The sequence below is a fragment of the Methylobacterium sp. W2 genome, from assembly GCF_020662345.1.
In the GTDB taxonomy this organism is placed as follows: domain Bacteria; phylum Pseudomonadota; class Alphaproteobacteria; order Rhizobiales; family Beijerinckiaceae; genus Methylobacterium.
Genome location: NZ_VMOA01000007.1, coordinates 56,230 through 72,989 on the forward strand (window position 1 = coordinate 56,230; position 16,760 = coordinate 72,989).

Annotated in this window: 19 protein-coding genes and 1 riboswitch; of the genes, 11 read left to right on the plus strand and 8 right to left on the minus strand. The window is 66.4% G+C overall.

From position 1 onward, the window contains the following. Nucleotides 1-8: 8 nt before the first annotated feature. From FPV16_RS05625 to FPV16_RS05650, 6 genes are all read left to right on the plus strand, one after another. Nucleotides 9-962, plus strand: a complete 954-nt coding sequence (locus tag FPV16_RS05625; protein ID WP_227437018.1) for a FecCD family ABC transporter permease — start codon at nt 9-11, stop codon at nt 960-962. Then, nucleotides 959-1,777 (plus strand): ABC transporter ATP-binding protein, encoded by an 819-nt coding sequence (locus FPV16_RS05630; protein ID WP_227436877.1) that lies wholly within the window; start codon nt 959-961, stop codon nt 1,775-1,777. The genes FPV16_RS05625 and FPV16_RS05630 overlap by 4 nt, the downstream gene beginning before the upstream one ends. Beyond that, a complete protein-coding gene (locus tag FPV16_RS05635) occupies nt 1,752-2,714 on the plus strand; it encodes a DUF6925 family protein (RefSeq protein ID WP_227436879.1) in 963 nt (320 codons plus the stop codon). Before FPV16_RS05630 ends, FPV16_RS05635 begins: the two co-directional genes overlap by 26 nt. 50 nt (nt 2,715-2,764) lie before the next feature. After that, nucleotides 2,765-3,259 carry an AAA family ATPase gene (locus tag FPV16_RS05640; RefSeq protein ID WP_227436881.1) on the plus strand — a complete coding sequence of 165 codons (495 nt, stop codon included), beginning with the start codon at nt 2,765-2,767 and terminating at the stop codon, nt 3,257-3,259. A gap of 96 nt (nt 3,260-3,355) precedes the next feature. Then, a riboswitch (cobalamin riboswitch) is annotated at nt 3,356-3,555 on the plus strand. A gap of 109 nt (nt 3,556-3,664) precedes the next feature. After that, nucleotides 3,665-5,773: a TonB-dependent siderophore receptor gene (locus FPV16_RS05645; RefSeq protein WP_227436883.1), complete on the plus strand. Its 2,109-nt coding sequence runs from the start codon at nt 3,665-3,667 to the stop codon at nt 5,771-5,773. After that, complete coding sequence (locus tag FPV16_RS05650; protein WP_227436885.1) at nt 5,773-6,954, plus strand: DUF1624 domain-containing protein; 1,182 nt, start codon at nt 5,773-5,775, stop codon at nt 6,952-6,954. The genes FPV16_RS05645 and FPV16_RS05650 overlap by 1 nt, the downstream gene beginning before the upstream one ends. Nucleotides 6,955-7,166: 212 nt before the next feature. Here FPV16_RS05650 and FPV16_RS05655 read toward each other — a convergent pair whose 3' ends face one another. The 5 genes from FPV16_RS05655 to FPV16_RS05675 all read right to left on the minus strand — a co-directional run bounded on the left by FPV16_RS05655 (nt 7,167) and on the right by FPV16_RS05675 (nt 10,374). Next, nucleotides 7,167-7,598, minus strand: a complete 432-nt coding sequence (locus FPV16_RS05655) for a superinfection immunity protein (RefSeq protein WP_227436887.1) — start codon at nt 7,596-7,598, stop codon at nt 7,167-7,169. Further along, complete coding sequence (locus FPV16_RS05660; protein WP_227436889.1) at nt 7,595-8,116, minus strand: DUF805 domain-containing protein; 522 nt, start codon at nt 8,114-8,116, stop codon at nt 7,595-7,597. Before FPV16_RS05660 ends, FPV16_RS05655 begins: the two co-directional genes overlap by 4 nt. Before the next feature lie 122 nt (nt 8,117-8,238). Then, nucleotides 8,239-8,610, minus strand: coding sequence for a DUF3768 domain-containing protein (locus FPV16_RS05665; RefSeq protein ID WP_227436891.1), 372 nt, complete (start codon nt 8,608-8,610; stop codon nt 8,239-8,241). Next, a complete protein-coding gene (locus tag FPV16_RS05670) occupies nt 8,607-9,233 on the minus strand; it encodes a hypothetical protein (RefSeq protein ID WP_227436893.1) in 627 nt (208 codons plus the stop codon). The genes FPV16_RS05665 and FPV16_RS05670 overlap by 4 nt, the downstream gene beginning before the upstream one ends. Before the next feature lie 676 nt (nt 9,234-9,909). Then, nucleotides 9,910-10,374, minus strand: a complete 465-nt coding sequence (locus tag FPV16_RS05675; protein ID WP_227436895.1) for a MarR family winged helix-turn-helix transcriptional regulator — start codon at nt 10,372-10,374, stop codon at nt 9,910-9,912. 154 nt (nt 10,375-10,528) lie between these two features. Between FPV16_RS05675 and FPV16_RS05680 the strand changes: the two genes are divergently transcribed. The 3 genes from FPV16_RS05680 (at nt 10,529) to FPV16_RS05690 (ending at nt 12,007) form a co-directional block, all read left to right on the plus strand. Continuing rightward, the gene (locus FPV16_RS05680) at nt 10,529-11,002 is read left to right on the plus strand and encodes an SRPBCC family protein (protein ID WP_227436897.1); all 474 of its coding nucleotides are present in this window, start codon (nt 10,529-10,531) and stop codon (nt 11,000-11,002) included. Between the two features lie 64 nt (nt 11,003-11,066). Next, nucleotides 11,067-11,564, plus strand: a complete 498-nt coding sequence (locus FPV16_RS05685; RefSeq protein WP_227436899.1) for a cupin domain-containing protein — start codon at nt 11,067-11,069, stop codon at nt 11,562-11,564. A 44-nt stretch (nt 11,565-11,608) separates the two neighbouring features. Continuing rightward, a complete protein-coding gene (locus tag FPV16_RS05690; protein WP_227436901.1) occupies nt 11,609-12,007 on the plus strand; it encodes an MAPEG family protein in 399 nt (132 codons plus the stop codon). A gap of 508 nt (nt 12,008-12,515) precedes the next feature. Here FPV16_RS05690 and FPV16_RS05695 read toward each other — a convergent pair. The 3 genes from FPV16_RS05695 to FPV16_RS05705 form a co-directional block, all read right to left on the minus strand. Beyond that, a complete protein-coding gene (locus tag FPV16_RS05695; protein WP_227436903.1) occupies nt 12,516-13,634 on the minus strand; it encodes an alpha/beta hydrolase in 1,119 nt (372 codons plus the stop codon). A gap of 182 nt (nt 13,635-13,816) precedes the next feature. Next, nucleotides 13,817-14,035, minus strand: coding sequence for a hypothetical protein (locus FPV16_RS05700; protein WP_227436905.1), 219 nt, complete (start codon nt 14,033-14,035; stop codon nt 13,817-13,819). An 86-nt stretch (nt 14,036-14,121) separates the two neighbouring features. Beyond that, on the minus strand, nt 14,122-15,213 hold the full coding sequence (locus FPV16_RS05705; RefSeq protein WP_227436907.1) for a catalase family protein: 1,092 nt from the start codon (nt 15,211-15,213) through the stop codon (nt 14,122-14,124). 151 nt (nt 15,214-15,364) lie between these two features. On the opposite strand from FPV16_RS05705, the gene FPV16_RS05710 reads away from it, so the two are divergent. Together FPV16_RS05710 and FPV16_RS05715 are read left to right on the plus strand one after the other, a co-directional pair. Beyond that, nucleotides 15,365-15,934 (plus strand): type 1 glutamine amidotransferase domain-containing protein, encoded by a 570-nt coding sequence (locus tag FPV16_RS05710; protein ID WP_227436911.1) that lies wholly within the window; start codon nt 15,365-15,367, stop codon nt 15,932-15,934. 57 nt (nt 15,935-15,991) lie between these two features. Then, nucleotides 15,992-16,756 (plus strand): SDR family NAD(P)-dependent oxidoreductase, encoded by a 765-nt coding sequence (locus FPV16_RS05715; protein ID WP_227436913.1) that lies wholly within the window; start codon nt 15,992-15,994, stop codon nt 16,754-16,756. Nucleotides 16,757-16,760: the final 4 nt, after the last annotated feature.

Here is a 16,760-nt window from a genome sequence, read left to right on the forward strand (position 1 = left end):
TTGGCCTGATGGTTCTCGTTTTGACGTTGGCGTCCATCGCGGTCGGGTACGCCCCATTCGACGTAACGGCGGCGGCCGGTGACCTCCTCGCAGGACGCGCGACACTGCCTGCCCTCGTCCTCTGGGAGCTGCGCCTGCCCCGCGCCCTGCTCGGGGCCCTCGTCGGCTTCAGCCTCGGGCTGACCGGGGCGACGATGCAGGGCTACCTGCGCAACCCGCTCGCCGATCCCGGCATCCTCGGCATCTCCTCGGCGGCGGCCCTCGGGGCCGTGGTGGTGTTCTATGGCGGCTTCGCGGCGTCGTTCGCCCTCGCCCTCCCTCTGGGCGGGATCGCAGGGGCCGCGCTGGCGGCGCTCGCCCTCAACCTCCTCGCCGCCCGCGGGAGCACGACGCTTGGGCTGATTCTCGCCGGTGTCGCCCTGTCGAGCCTCGCCGGCGCCATGACGGCGCTAGCGCTCAACCTGTCGCCCAACCCCTACGCGGCCCTGGAGATCGTGTTCTGGCTGATGGGGTCGCTCGCGGACCGCAGCATGGACCATGTTTGGCTATGCCTGCCGCTGATGGCGGTCGGCTGGGGCCTGATGCTGTCCACCGGCCGCGCGCTGGATGCCCTGACGCTGGGCGAGGACACAGCTGCGAGCCTCGGCTTCCATCTGGTCTCAGTCCGCCTGCGCCTCGTCACGGGCGCGGCGCTGGCTGTCGGCAGTGGCGTAGCCGTGAGCGGTGCCATCGGCTTCGTTGGCCTCGTGGTGCCGCATCTGGTGCGACCGTTGGTTGGCGCGCGTCCCGGCGCCAGCCTGCTGCCGAGCGGACTGGCGGGGGCGGCCCTGGTGCTCGCAGCGGATCTGGGCGTGCGCCTCCTGGCGACGCGCCCGGAACTCAAGCTCGGGGTGGTCACGGCACTGGTCGGGGCGCCGTTCCTGATCTTGCTTCTCCTGCGCGAACGGGGTCGTGGCGCATGAGCCTCGCGACCGCAGCTCTCGATGTCCGCCTCGGCGGGCGTGCCATCCTCTCGGATATCACCCTGTCCCTGGAACGCGGGACCCTCGTCGGTCTGGTCGGTCCGAACGGCGCTGGCAAGACCACCCTCCTGCGCACCCTCGCGGGCTTGGTCGCCCCGACCAAGGGCCGCGTGGATCTCGACGGTATGCCGCTCAAGGGCATCTCCCGCGACGCGCGCTCCAAGCGCATCGCGGTTTTTTTCCACGGCGCGGGGGCCGGTTGGCCGATGCAGGTGCGTGACCTCGTCGCCCTTGGCAGGCTACCGCATCGACGCGCGTTCGGTGGCCTCGATGGCGCCGATTACGCCGCCATAAACCGAGCGATGACACGGACCGACGTCGCGCGCTTCGCCGAGCGGACCGAACCGACCCTGTCCTCGGGCGAGCGGATGCGCGTGCTGCTGGCGCGGGCGCTCGCCGTCGAAGCGGAGTGGCTTTTGGCCGATGAACCGATCACCGCCCTCGACCCGGCCCACCAGCTCGACGCCATGACGCTGTTGCGGAGCGTGGCGCTGGCCGGCACCGGCGTCGTCGCCGTCCTGCACGACCTCTCCCTCGCGGCCCGGTTCTGCGACCGGATCGTGGTCCTCGGCGAGGGACGTGTCGCCGCCGATGGACACCCGGACGTTGCGTTGACCGACCGGCTACTTTCGGACGTCTTCGGCGTCACGGTTTGCCGTGGGGCTGGACCGGACGGAACCGCCTATATCCTGCCCTGGAACCGTTCGGGGCCTCTCACGGAGGAGATCGATGCAGCCTTCCCCAAACAGCCCTGATGCCACCGTCGCCCTTCTGCTCGGTGCACTGGCCGATCCGACCACGGCCTGGAGCCTGGGAAGCTTCGGTGCCATCGCCGAGTTCATGCGCGATCCCGACGAACCCGTCGTGGCGCTGCCGGACGAGCGCCTGGGACTTGCGACAGCGCGCGGGGCCATCGCCCTGACCCCGAGCTCCGACCTGCGGCCCGTCGCCTACGAGACGGTTGTTTCGTCCGGCTGGAACCACGCCATCGCGCTTTGCTTGCCGGAGGCGACCTGCGCGATGAATCGCAGGACCGTGGTGACAGAGCTCGGGCCCGACCGGAACGCCGCCCGGGTCGAGGATCGCGACGGCATCCTGTTCGACCTCGGCCTCGGCCTTCTCGCCGTTGATGCCTGCGTGCGGGTACGCCATCCGGAGGCCGTCGAGCGGCTAAGGGCCGGCGTCAGCATGCCGCTATTCGACCACGCAAACCCCATCGGGCCGCATCTCGTGGCCATGAGCCCGCACCGGGTGTTCCTGGCGCGGGTCGGACGCGTCGAGGTCTATGCCCCGATCCCTGGCCGCGGCGGTACCAGTCCTGAAGGTCCGCATACGCACGTGCTGCCCAAGCTCCTGCGCAGCGGTCGGACCCATGCCGCCACGACGCCAATCCCGGCGGGCTGGGTCCCCTGTGCCAGCCTGCACCCGGCCCATCCCTACAAGGACATGATGGGCGAACGCATCGCCTTCGATACCGGCCGCTACGAAGCGTTCCAGGAGATGCTCGACCAGTGGGGTGATCCGGAACTCGTGGCGATCAAGCGCGGCGGGCCCGAGGCGCCCAACGGCACGGTGTCGACCCGCCACGCCCAGGGCGCACGCCGGGTCGCCGAGGCCCAGGCGCGTTACCGGCGTGGCGAGATCATCGAGGCCACGGCCGGCGACGACGAGGATGCAGAGGCGGCGGCCTGACCGTGACCCGGACGGTGCCCGGCAGGAATCGTCCGGGGGCGCCCCAGAGGGTGGTCGGCCTGATCGGCTGCCCGGGCGCGGGGAAGACCACCTACGCCCGCTGCTTCGACCCCCTCGACGGCTGGGTTCACCTCACCCTCGACGACTTTCGGCAAACACTCTGGCCGCCGCACCGGCAGGTCTACTGGGAACTCAGGCAAGGCTCACATGACGATGCGGCCCGGGACCTCCTGCACCGGGTCAAGGAAGCAGCCCTGGATGTCGCCCTGACGAACGGCTTCAGCGTGGTGATGGCGGACACACATCTCACCAGACCCGTGTTCGAGCGCGAGCTCGGGATCGTCGCCCGACACGGGCTCACCGTGGAGTGGAAAGTGTTCGACGTGCCGTGGGAGGTCCTGAAAGCCCGCAACGCGGAGCGTGGTCGGGTGGACCCGTCGCATCGCCAGCCGGATGAAGTCCTCCGGTTCACCTACGAGGTTTTCCAATCCCCGGACGCTTGGTGGCGTAGCTTGCCGCCGCAGCAGGTCGAGGTCCTGACCTGACGGACGCAGCGAGCGATCCGTGTTCCCGAGTGTTGCCGGCAGGGCATAACCCCTCGTGTATTGCACTCGGTCCGTTGACGGGCATGGGCGTCGGCATGTTAGCTCGGCCGTGACGGTTCCTCCCCGGAGGATCAAAAGGGAACGCGGTGCGGGGGTAGCCCCAACGCCGTGGCTGCCCCCGCAACTGTAAGCGGCGAGCCCTTCGCCACCGACGTCACTGAGCGGCCTCGCTCGGGAAGACGGTGAAGGGCGATGACCCGCGAGCCAGGAGACCTGCCGTCAGTCGTGGTCACACGCGAGACACGCTGGGCGGGGTGCCCCGGCGGGTGCGGAAGCATGCGCGTTGCGCGTGGTTCGGCCTCGTTCGCGGTGACGTGCCACTGCCGTCGCCCGAGGCCCATCAACGTGTCCCGTTCACCGTCCATCCCGCTGATGTCCGTGCTGGCCCTGTCCTGCGCGATCCCCACCGCCGTCGCAGCCCAGGGGGCGCCCTCGGGCGAGACCGCCGTGGTGCTCGACGCGCTCTCGGTCGAGGGTACCCTTACCGCCATGCCAACCTACCGGGTGCCCGAGCTCTACAGCGGCACCAAGACGGTGACGCCGCGCCGCGACCTGCCGCAGCAGGTCGACGTGGTGCCCCGGGAGGTTCTGGTCGACACCGCCGCGACCCGGGTCGAGCGCGCCCTCGACTACGTGCCCGGGGTCGGCAAGCAGAACGACTTCGGCGCCCAGAACCTCGCCCTGTACTCGGTGCGCGGCTTCGCAACCCAGGACATCTTCCAGAACGGCTTCAACATCGCCCGCGGCTACAACGGCGCGCCCGACACCCAGAACGTCCAGTCCATCGAGGTCCTGAAGGGCCCGGCCGGAGCCCTCTACGGCCGCAGCGATCCGGGGGGCACCGTCAACATCCTCACCAAGCAGCCCGTAGCGCGACCCTTCGTCGAGATGGGCACGCTGTTCGGCAGCTTCGGCACCGCCCGCACCACGGTCGATGCCGGCGGTGCGCTGAGCGAGGACGGCAGCGTCCTCTATCGCTTCAACGGCGCGCTCGCCCGCCAGGACAGCTTTCGCGATTACGTCGACGGCGACCGCGTGCTCCTGGCGCCGGTGGTGAGCTGGCAGGTCACGCCCGATACCAAGATCACGTTCGAGGCGCAGTACCTGCGCAACCGCCAGACCTTCGACCGGGGCACCGTCGCAGTGAACAATCGCCTCGGCCTCGTTCCGCGCTCGCGCTTCTTCGGCGAGCCCGGCGACGATTCCGTGTCGGAGGCCGGGATCCTGCAGGTCCGGTTGGAGCACGCCTTCAACACCGACTGGCATTTGCGCGTCGCCACCCACCTCAACACCGGTAGCCTCACCGGCCTGCAGACCGGCGTGACCGGGATCCTCGATGACGGGCGCACGCTGCTGCGCGAGTTCCGCCAGCACGACTTCACCTGGGGCGTCGCCATCGGCCAGGCCGAACTCGTCGGGCGCTTCGAGACCGGGCCCATCGCCCACACCTTGCTGCTCGGCCTGGAGCACGAGCGCTATAACAGCACCGAGAACCTGCTGCGCTCGACCCCGCGCTTCGACCCCTTCGCCATCGACCTGTTCAACCCCGTCTACGGGCAGGCCAAGCCCCCTTTCACGCGCCGCTACAGCGCCAGCGAGAACGTCGGCAACACGGCGGTCTACCTCCAGGACCAGATCGCCCTGAGCCCGGAATGGAAGCTGCTGCTGGGAAACCGCACCGACTTCTACAACCAGACCTTCCGCGACAAGGTCGCGAACGAACGCACCGAGCAGGACCGCACCGGCTTCTCGCCGCGGGCCGGTCTCGTCTACCAGCCGCTGTCGTTCCTGGCGCTCTACGGCAACGTCGCCGCCTCGTTCCGCCCCAACACCGGCTTCGACAGCGCGTCCCGGCCCTTCGCGCCCGAGACCGGGTTCGCCTACGAGGTCGGGACCAAGCTCGACCTGTTCGACGGCCTCAGCGTGACGGCGGCCGCTTTCTACATCGAGAAGGAGAACGTGCTCACCACCGACCCGGCGGACTTCTTCTTCCAGATCGCCGCGGGGGCCGTGCGAAGCCAGGGCTTCGACGTCAGCCTGATTGGGCAGGTCACGCCCGAGTTCCGGGTGATTGGCGGATACGCCTTCATCGACGCGGTGGTCACCCGCGACGAGGTGCTGAGGGTCGGATCACCGCTCCTCAACATTCCACGCCACAGCGGCTCGCTGCTCGGCATCTACGAGGTCCAGACGGGCGACTGGAAGGGTTTTGGGATCGGCGGCGGATTCCGCGCCATCGGCTCGCGGCTCGGCGACAGTGGCAACGAGCGCTTCCGCCTGCCGGGCTACGTCCTGACGGACGCCCTGGCCTACTACCGCTACGAGAACCTGCGCTTCGGGATCAACGTCGACAACATTTTCGACGAGACCTACTACGAGCGCTCCTACAACACCTTCTGGGTCGGCGTCGGTGAACCGCGGCGCGTCACCGTCAGCATGACGGCGCGGTTCTGATGGGCGAGCGTTCGGAGCCGCCAGAGGCGTCGGCCAGTCTATCGCCCCTGTCCGCCCGCATCGCCTACATCGATGCCCTGCGCGGGCTGGTGATGGTGCTGATGCTCCTCGATCACCTGCGCGAGACCTGGTTCCTGCACGTACCCGTGGCCGACCCGCTCGACGCCCGGACTGCCCTGCCGGCCGTGGCCCTGGCCCGCCTCCTCGTCAGCCTGTGCGCACCCATCTTCATCGCGTTGACCGGCGTGGCCGCGTACCTGTTCGGTACCAGGCATACGCTGGCGGAGACACGGGCCTACCTGCTGAAGCGTGGGCTCGTGCTGATGGCTCTGGAGGTCATCTACCTGTCGGAACTGTACTGGGGCATCGCCAGTCCGACGCTTTGGCTGCAAGTCATCTGGTGCATCGGCGTCTGCATGATCGTCCTGGCGGTGCTGGTCGGCCTTCCACGCCCTGTCCTCCTCGCGGTCGGACTGCTGGTCGTCTGCGGCCACAACCTCCTCGACCCGATCCACCTCCAGCCTGACCAACCGTTCTTCCCGGTCTGGGCGATGCTGCACCAGCGCGACGTCATCGCGCTGCCGTTCGGGCTGGTCGCCAAGACGACCTATCCGGTGCTCCCGTGGATCGGCGTGATCGTGCTCGGCTACGTAATCGGCCCGTGGTTCCTGCCCACCGTCGCGGCGCAAACCCGCGAGCGCCGGTTTCTGGCCCTCGGCTGCGGGATGCTCGTCGCTTTCATGGTCCTGCGTCTGGCGAACGGCTACGGCGACAAGCCCTGGTTCGTGGTCGAGGGCGACGCGCTTCGGACCAGTTTGAGCTTCCTCGCGCTGACGAAGTATCCCCCCTCGCTGCTGTTCCTGCTGCTGACACTAGGGATCGGGTTGCTGCTCCTCGTCGCGCTTGAACGAATGCACGACGCCCCGGTCGTCGCGGCCCTAGCGGTGTTCGGCGGTGCGCCCCTGTTTTTTTACCTGCTCCACCTGACGATCCTGCGGGTTCTGTATCACGGTGCCGCCGCCATCTGGGGCCCGACACAGGGCACGGTGTTCGGGGTCGCGAGTTATGGCTGGGTGCTGGCCTGGTACGTCGGGCTGGTCGTACCCTTGTACTGGCCGACGGCGTGGTTCTCGCGCTTGAAGGCGGCACGTCGCGATATCGCCTGGCTCAAGTATCTCTAGTTCCAAAGCGCAGCCGGGGACGGTCGTCTCGTTCCTTCTCCGCCGAACCGCTTTATGACAACCTGCGTAATTTATTCCTCAGCACCCGCCATGATCTTTGATTGGTTGCACAGGAACGCGCGGGTCCCAGCCGCCTTTATACGGACGACCGCTCTCAAGCATCAACGAAGCTTTAGTGAACGACCAAGTTGGGTCGATAAGAGCCATTCGCCTTACATCATTCGTAAGATCGTGGCTTTGAGCATCCGGTGTTCAGTGTCATCGATGTGGCCGGCGGTGCGGAGATCGCCGAGGCGTTCGAGTTCCCGCACTGCATCGGTCGGCGAAAGGGCGCGCCGCACCTTTCCGCCGCCATCCCCCTGAGGGGCCGCCACGAGGGTGACCCGCCGGGTGTCGTTGACGAACAGATTAAATCCCGACGCACCGCCCTGCGAGGCGCCGTTCTGGTCTGGCTGATGCACTGCGTGTATCGCCCAGACCAATGCCACGACCCAGCCGACGAGCGTTCCACCGAACAGACCGTTGACCGCCAGGATGACCCAGCGGTTGGGATGGCGTCGGTGGAAGGCAATGATCGAGGGCAGGCTGTAGACGGCCACGCAAACGGTGACCGCGACCAGCACCCAGGCCGTGTCGTCGTTCACGCTCCGCGCGCCTGCGACAGGGCCTGCGCCTTCATCACCTCGAACTCGGCCTCCGACAAGCTGCCGCCGGCGCGAAGCTGCGCCAGCCGTTCGATCTCGGCGATCACGTCACGCTGCGGCTGCGCGAGGGGTTGAGCCGGCACGGGGGCTGAGGGGGCCGCGCCAATTGAAGCCGGCACGGCACCGGCTGCCGGGGGCGGCCCGAAACGGTTCGGCCCCGGCGTCCCGGCAAAGCAGGCGAAGACCAGCGCGACGGGGCTGAGCAACAACCACCAGCCCGAATGGTCGGTGTCGTGCATCCGCCGAATGCCGGCGGCCACCTGGGGCACGAGGTGGATCAGGTGGACAAGGCCGATGAACAGGCCGCCATCCTTGTTGCCCGTGGCGAAGGCCGCATCAAGCATCAGGGCGATGACCGCGATGCCAAGGTACACGAGAATAAAGCGCCAGTAGTCGCCGCGCGAGGTGCGGCCGGTGAAGTCGCGAAAGCTCCGCATCGCACTGAGGTACGAGTTCATGTTCGGAATCCTGATGAAGGGGTGGTGACACGGGTGGCGTCGTGGCCAGGGGCACGCAAACGCCGTTTTGGGCGGGTGAGCCGACTGGGCAGCCGGAAGGCACGGCTATCGGTGTCGAGGGCTCAGTATTCCTGAGCCAGCATGATGGTGAGGATGCGCACGGTCACCGCCGGGTTGGCCGGGTCGGGCGAGTGACCGACCATGGCGCGGTCGTAGGTATCGATCTTCCAGAAGCACCGTTGCCCAGCGAGATCGAAGGCGCCGAAATCGTGCTCGCCATACGGGTCGTCGGCGACGTTGAAGGCCGCGAACGATTGCACTGCTGCTTCGGCCTCGCGCCAGCGCTCCTCCGGCAGGGTGGCAACGCCGCGCGACAGCATCACATGGCCGCCGGCAAAGCTCCGGCGGAAGGCGTCGTTCAGGGCACGCACCTGATCGGTGCGGGTGGTCGAGGCGTGATCCGCCTCGACGCTGATGGGTGTCGGCCTGTTCATGCCCCTTGCTTCACGCCTTGAACCGCGCAGGGCGGCAGCAATCCAAGCTCGCTGCGGTGCCGGGTGATCAGCGGGTCGTCCGGCCAATCACGCCATTGAAGCTCGAAGGCGTCGTCGGCTTTGGTGTACATGATGATCGCCTCGAACCAGCCCTCTTGGGGGCCGGCGCAGGCGAGCACGAGGCAGCCCCGTTCAATGCCGGGCCAATCGGCGGGCGCCTTGAAGCGGCCGCCAGGGCCTCCGGCGCCCGAAGCGTCACCGGCACTGCCGCCTGAGGCCGGAGGGGCGCCGGTGGCCTTGGCTGAGGCCCTGACGGGCATGGTGACATCGGGCAGGCCCGCCGCCGCGACGAGCCGGTCGAACACCTCGGCTTTAACGAACGGTACGAAGGCTTTGCCACTCCCGAACAGGCGTCCCTGCGGCAGGCCGGCCGCGAGGCTGTGGTGGGTGTCGTCGCTGATCTCAAGCACATGCATGCCCATCAGGCCAGCGGCGCGCTCGGCCTCGGCCTTGTCACCGGCGGCAAAGCGCGAAGCGTGAGGGCGCTGTCGTTCGTCGCGGCCGAACAGGATCAGGCCGGGCGGTATGGCTGCGGTTGGGCTGGTTGAGGTGTTCAGGGTCATCAAACGGCTCCAGAAACGAGGAAGGCGGCCCGAAGGCCGCCTTGCGTTGAGTGTAATGGGAAGGATGCACCCGCCTGCTGCCGGTGAGGCTCGGGTAGTGGCAGGCGTCGCAACAGCAGGGGCATCGGGGGCATCCGGTTAGCTGCGAAACACCTCGCAGCGACCCTTACATTATAAGATTATCATCCTAATGTCAAGCTTAGGTTGATTTTGGTGCGGCACCCGATGCTGAGTCGCGCTGCTTTTCTTTCGATTGGCTCGCGAAGCGGCGGCAATTGGTAGTTTCCTACTCGTCCAGTTTCGGAAAGAAAAACACAAGAGGCGGAGTTTTACTTGAGGTTTGCTGAAGCATCCTTCGACCTAAAAAGTAACACTTTGCTAAGTCTGATGCATCAGGCTGCAAAAACAAATTGTCGTCGGATAATATCAAGTTTAGTACGGCCGCGCATGCCGCGCTTCAAGCACTTGAGGCGCGCAATCTGCCCTTCGGCCTTCCCACTGCTCTAAGGTAGTTTCAGCGCAGACCAAACGGAGTATCCGTTATGACTGATGCTGGCAGCGAAGCTCTCCACAATGCGGACTCCGCAGGTTGGCGCTTCGACCATGGTCGTCTCCTCCTGTTGTGGTCTTTGACGGACTGGACCCATGCACCGTCGTTGCGGCGCGTGGCGATCCCTTACGTGGGCTCGTCCTGTGGCACCAAACCCATGACGGCGATGCGATCTGTGAGATCCTTCAGCTCCTGACGAAGCGCGCCCAGATCCTTCTCGGGCAATCCGGTCCGGCAGACGACGGCCTGCTGCGCGACCGAGACCTTTTCTTCAAGGCTGATACCGGCCTCAGTGAGGACTACGAATACCACGCGGCGGTCGGCGCCGCGTGCGCGGGTGACGAAGCCGGCCGCCTCAAGCTTGTCGACGAGAGGGGTCACGGCGTTGGACCCGAGTTGCAGCCGCTCGGCCAAGGCGTGCACCGGCGCGGAGCCGTCCTGCCAGAGCGCCAGCATGACGAGGTACTGCGGGTAGGTCAGACCGAGCTCGCCGAGCAGTGGGCGATAGGCGCGCACGACCGCGTTGGTCGCGGCGTAGAGCGCAAAGCAGAGCTGGTCGTCCAACTGCAGTCTGGACTTCTTCAAAGCCATGTTTACAACTCCATTCAGGCCTGAATGACTCACGCATGACGAAACATGTCAAGGCGAAGAGCGCTCGGACCCGATGCCGGGCTCATCGCCCAGCCAGGCCCTAAACCTACCCAGCGAGACCCGGCTCAAGGGTCCGTCACCAAGGAGAAACGCCATGAGGAAGATTCTGACCGCGACCCTCGCCGTCGCGTCCCTGTCCGCCACATCGGCGCTCGCCCTTGACGTGACCAAGACCACGACCGTCGCCGCGTCCCCGGCGGCTGTCTGGAAGACTATTGGCGAGTTCTGCGGTATCGGCGACTGGCATCCGGCCGTCGAGAAGTGCGTGCTGTCCGAGAAGGACGGCAAGAAGGTCCGTACCCTGTCCCTGAAGGGCGGCGGCACCATCGTCGAGCAGGAGGTCGCCCGCGACGACAAGAAGATGGACTACACCTATGCCATCCTGGAAAGCCCGCTGCCGGTCGAGGGTTACAAGTCGACCCTCTCGGTCGCACACGACGGCAAGGGCTCCAAGCTGACCTGGACCGGCAATTTCAAGGCCAAGGGCGCACCGGACGCCAAGGCCGAGGAGGTTGTCGGCGGCATCTACGACGGTGGCCTCAAGGGCATCTCCGACAAGGCCAAGTAGCGCCGCGTTCCCAACCGCGGCGGTTGCCGTCGCGGGCGGGGCGAACTTTAGCGTAGGAGCTCGCATGAGACATTTCGTTCGAACCCCGATCCTCGCGGTCGCGGTTCTGCTCGCCGGCATCGGCTGCGGTACCGCGAAGGAGGGCCACGATGCGAAGAGAATGGTCGCCATCGAAGATGGCTCGGCCGTCGTTTACGGTGCCGGACCGGCGAACCTCCCGAAAGGCATCCAGCTCAGTAAGTTGGCCGGCGATCCGGCCAAGCCCGGCCCGTTCGTGCTGCGCATCAAGGTCCCGGTTAGCACGGTGATCGCTCCCCATACCCACTCCCTCCCCGAGACGCTGACCATCCTCTCGGGCTCGATCTATCACCAGCACGGAGAGACCATCGACAAGGCGCAAGGAAAGGTCCTGAAGGCCGGCGGCTTCGTCTATCTGCCGCAGGACATGCCGCACTCGCTCTGGACTACGGACGAGCCGGTCGAGCTTCAGGTCAACGGCTCAGGACCCTTCGGGCTCAACTACGTCAACCCGGCCGACGACCCGAGTCGCAAGGCCGAATGAGGCCGCACGCCCCCGACAGTCACGCACCAATTTCAGGACTCCCAATGGCCTATCCCGCCCTGACTGCCTTTTACGCCGGACTGTTCGCGCTGATCTACGTCGGGCTTTCCGCCTGGGTCATGGCAAGCCGCGTGACCTCGGACACGCTGCATGGCGATGGCGGCAACAAGGCACTGGAGAAACGCATTCGCACTCAGGGTAATTTCGGCGAGTACGTGCCGCTCGCCCTCATCCTCGTCGCCCTCGTCGAGGCTGGCGGCGGCGGACCGACGCTGGTGCGAACCCTGCTGATCGTCCTGCTGGTTGGGCGCGTCCTGCATCCGTTCGGAATGTTCGCGGCCAAGAACTCTCCGGTGCAGTTCGCATGCCGCGGCGGCGGCATCCTCGCGACCCTCGGCGTCATCGCGGTGGCCGCGGTCGCCCTGCTTTTGCGGGTCGGGTGAGCGCAGCGCTAATCCCAAAGGCCCGGGACAAAGTATTTCGAGGCCATCTCGTGCAATCCGGTTGGGTATCGAACCCCTTCAGTCCAAGCCAGATCGTAATGACGACGACAAGGATCGAGCGATGACCATGGACGGTGCCGAGGTCCTAAGCCGGACCCTCACGGATACCTGCGCGACGTGGAGATAGACCTCGGACCCCAGCTTCGAAAGCTGCACGTACTCGACGAACAGTACCTGCTCAACCAGCGCGTTCATGCCTTCCGCGGCAAGCAGTTCCCGGCCGTGCCGTTGACCATGGGGCGACTGGATAGGACGGCTCCGGTGTCGATGAGAACGCTGGGAGGGATGTCGTTGCGGTGAACTGGAAGAAGTCGGGGCGCCCCTTTTCGCAGCGAAAAAAGGCGGTCAAGTATATCCTTCGAAAGGTGAGCGGGCCGGCCCTCAGATGAAGGTCGACCCGCAACGATGTCGCCATTGCCGCCGGTCATTCGAGCCGGCGGGCGTCAGATCACTTTGCGCCGGTGGAGCCGGTCGCGGTACCACCGAAGGTGGCCTTGAGGTCACCGATGACGGCGGTCTCCGCCTCCTTGGCCTTGGCGACGACGTTGCCCATCCCGAAGAACTCGTGGGTCACGCCGGGGTAGTCGCGATAGGTCACTTGGCCGCCCGCAGCCTTAATCTTGTCGGAGAGCATCTTGCCGTCGTCGTGGAGAGGGTCGATCTGTGCGGTCACGACGGTGAACGGCGGCAGGCCTTTGAGGTCGGCCTTGCCGACGATGTCGAGCCGCGGATCTGCGCGGTCGGCATCGTTGCGCACGGTCTGGTCGTAGAACCAAGCCATCATCGGCTTGTCGAGCGGCTTTGCCGAAGCATTGTCCTTGTAGGACTGTGTGTCGAGGTTGGTCCCTGCCATCGGGTAGACCGCAACGACCTGCAGCGGCTTCTCGACGTTCCCGTCACGGGCCATGATGGCGACGTTCGTCGCTAGATTGCCACCGGCGGACTCACCGAGCAGCGCGACCTTGGACGGGTCTCCGCCGAAGCTCTTGGCGTTGGCGAGCGCCCACTTGTAGGCCGCGAAGGCGTCCTCGTGCTGGGCCGGGAACTTGGCCTCCGGGGCGTGTCGGTATTCGACCGCGACCACGACGGCTTTTGCGCCCTTGGCGATGGCGCGTGGGGTCGCGTCGTAGGTGTCGAGGTCGGCGATGACGAAGCCGCCGCCATGGTAGTAGACGACGATAGGCAGCAGATCGGTGGCATCGTCCGGCGTGTAGATCCGGACCTTCTGAGACCCACCGCCGGTCTCGTAGGCGAGCTCCTTCGTCGTCACGCCTGGCTCGGGTGCCGTCGGCTTACCCTGCTCAGTCAGGAGCGCCTTTACCCCATCGGTCGGGCTCGGCTGCTTGCGGGCATCCTGGGGAGACAGGCCCGGGATCGGCTTCGGGTCGAGCTTCTTCAACGCGTCGAGGACGTGCTTCATATCGACGTCGAGGTTGGCCATCGGCGAGCCGGTCACCGTCGAGACGGCCCCGTCGAGGCGATCCTTGATGGTGGGCTCGGCCTGCGCCCAGGCCGATGGAGCGGTCAGAAGCGCGGTTCCGGCGAGAAGCGCGGCGAGGCGAGTCATCTTCATCGTATTGTGCATTGTACTTCCCGGAAGTTTGATCGGATAGGACTCAAAAGTACGAAACGTCCAGTCTGAGCGACTGCCATTGCCAATGACTGTTCCAAGGGCCTGGAATCGCAGAAGCAACCGAAGGCTGTCGGCGCCGCTGTAGAGCCATCACAGCTCCTGCATATGAGGTTGCCTCAGCGGGCCTCAACCTTCAGGCAGGTGAAGGCGACCGGCAGGGCCTTGCCGCTCTCTGCCTTCCTCGTGAACGAGGCGGCGTTAGCGGTGGTCGAGGCGAAGGCGTGCTCGATGTCCGGGCTGTCGACCGGGAGGACGTAGTCCTGGCCGCTCTGCACGCCCTCGGTCGGATCGAACACCCGGATGGTCATGTTGAAGGGCTTCAGTTCCGTCCTCACCACGCCATCCGCCCGGACCTAGGTTGCGCCGAAAAGGATAAGGGCAGTCACCGCCGCCACGATGGAATTGCGCATGCGGTCTATCCTCAGTGCCCGGCATCGGGCTCGTGGATGGGGCAGCCGTTGAAACGTTCGCGGAACTCCGCCGAGTGCTTGTAAGGGGCATTGCGGGCACGGTTGATGTTGCCGAGCGGCCGATGCGCGGCGAGCCCGGTCCAGACGCTGAAGCGCATGCCTTCGTCGACCGCCTGCACGCGGGCCGGTTCCCAGCTGTCCTGCGGCCGGACTGTGATGAGGCCGACCCGCTGGAACGGCGCCTCCTCCTCGTTCCACTCGACGGTCGGGTCCTCGATGGGCTGGCGTTCGAGGTCGCGGCAGAGCTGGACCCGGAACTCCCACGTCCCCTCGATGCCCACCATCTCGGAACGGACCGTCTCGCGGATCGCATCCGGCCGGCCGGAGGCGTCGATCTCGGTGCCGGTGAGCGCGGTCAGGGAAGGGGCCACCGGGGCAACCGAGAACTTGGCGATGTGCTCGCCGTACCGGAACGGCGTGACGCTGTAGTAGGTCTCGCCGAGCGGATCGACGTTGGGCGCGCCACCGAGGGATCCGAGGGTTGCGCTCTCTATGCCAACCGCAGTCAGCGCCTTGTTCACCCCACGCAGCACCGTCGAGGCCGCAACCTTTAGGCCCTCCACCCGGTCGGTGGTCTTGGCGAGCAGCTTGAGGCTGCCCAGGAACTTCTCGGTGTTCGACGCCTGGAAGACCTTGCCGTTGACCATGATGAAGTTCTGGGTGGTGCCCTCGGCATCGGGCAAGCGTTCTCCGGCGACGTCCAGAACCTTCAGGGCGAGGCCGCGCGGCAGGGAGATGGCATCCGGCAGGATGTCGCCGGCGTTGGTCGACATCCGCATGATGACCTTGTGCTCGAAGGGCGCGGCGAACAGGCCCTGCGCCAGTTCAGGTGGCAGGTCGGCGTCGATTCTCAGCACGCCCTCGAGAATGCCATGCGCCTTAGCGTGGACGGAGCGGACGGCGTGGCCTGAGTCGTCGGCGACCGTTTTCAGGATCGTGTCGAACGTCTCGTTCAGTCCCTCGATGGTTTTCCCCTCGTCGGGCCTCACGACCTCGACGTCGGGGCTGTAGCGGACAGGTGCGTGCAAGGCTCCGGACTCCATTTTCTCCAACTCGAAAATGAACCTCCCCGGCCGTCCTCCGTTCCATCACGCGTGAACGACTTTCGGGATCGACGCCCTGGACGGGGAGTTTCGGCATGCGCCGCGACCCGTCCGGGAGTGGTCTGGCCCAACCGAAACGAGGAGAGAAGACATGAGCCTGCATGGACGGAAGATCGCCATCCTGATCGCACCGCGCGGAACCGAGGAACCCGAGTTCGTCCAGCCGCACGACGCGGTGATGAAGGCAGGGGCAAGTGTCACCGTGATTGGGCTGGAGGCCGGCGAGGCCGAGACGGTGAACGGCGACCTCGACCCGGGCGGACGCTACGCCGTGGATACGACCATCGAGGGGGCCTCGGCGGCCGAATACGACGGACTGGTCATTCCCGGCGGCACGGTCGGCGCCGACAAGCTTCGGGCGAGCAAGGACGTGGTCGCGTTCGTTCGGGATTTCTTCGCCCAGGGCAAGCCGGTCGGCGTTATCTGCCATGGGCCGTGGACGCTGATCGAGGCGGATGTCGTGAGAGGTCGCAGGCTGACCTCGTTCGCGACGGTTGCAACCGACATCCGGAACGCCGGCGGCGAGTGGGTCGACGAGGCGGTCGTCACCGACCAGGGGCTCGTCACGAGCCGTACCCCGAAGGACCTCCCCGCCTTCTGCGCCAAAATCGTCGAAGAGTTCGCCGAGGGTCGCCATCCCGGCCAGTCCCGGAGCGTCTGAGCGCGGCAGGCATTCCGGTGCGGCCCGAGACGGGCCGCACCCCATCCAGGAGACATCATGGGACGCTTTACGAACAAGGTGGTGCTGGTCACCGGCGCCGCATCCGGCATCGGCGAGGCCGCGGCGCGGCGCTTCGGGCTGGAGGGCGCGAGCCTGGTTCTGGTCGACCAGAACGGGGAGGGCCTTCGGAAGGTGGCGGACGGGATCGAGGCGGTCGCCGTCCTAGCGGAGGTCGCAGATCTCTCGAACGCCAGCCGATGCGAAGCTGCGGTAAAGGCTGCGGTCGACCGGTTCGGCTGCCTGGACGTGCTCGTTAACAATGCCGGCAAGGACCATCTCGGCAAGGTCGACGAGGGCGACATCGCCGACTTCTCGACGGTGATTGAGACCGACCTCTACGGCGTCTTCTACATGACCCGCTTCGCGCTGCCGCACCTCCGGGCAAGCCGCGGATGCATCGTCAACATATCTTCGGTTTCCGGGCTCGGCGGCGACTGGAACCACAGCTTCTACTGTGCGGCGAAGGGCGCCGTGACAAACTTCACCCGCGCCGTGGCGCTCGACGAGGCGAGGAACGGGGTGCGCGTGAACGCGGTCAACCCGTCGCTCGTCTACACGCCGTTCACCGCCAACATGCAGGACCAGCCCGAGCTTGTCGCAAAGTTCAACGAGCGCATCCCGATGGGGCGCGGCGCCAAGCCTGAGGATATCTCCGGCGTCATCGCCTTCCTGGCAAGCGAGGACGCCCATTTCGTCACCGGCGTGAACCTGCCGGTCGATGGCGGCCTGACGGCTTCGAACGGGCAGCCACGGCTAAGTTGATCTT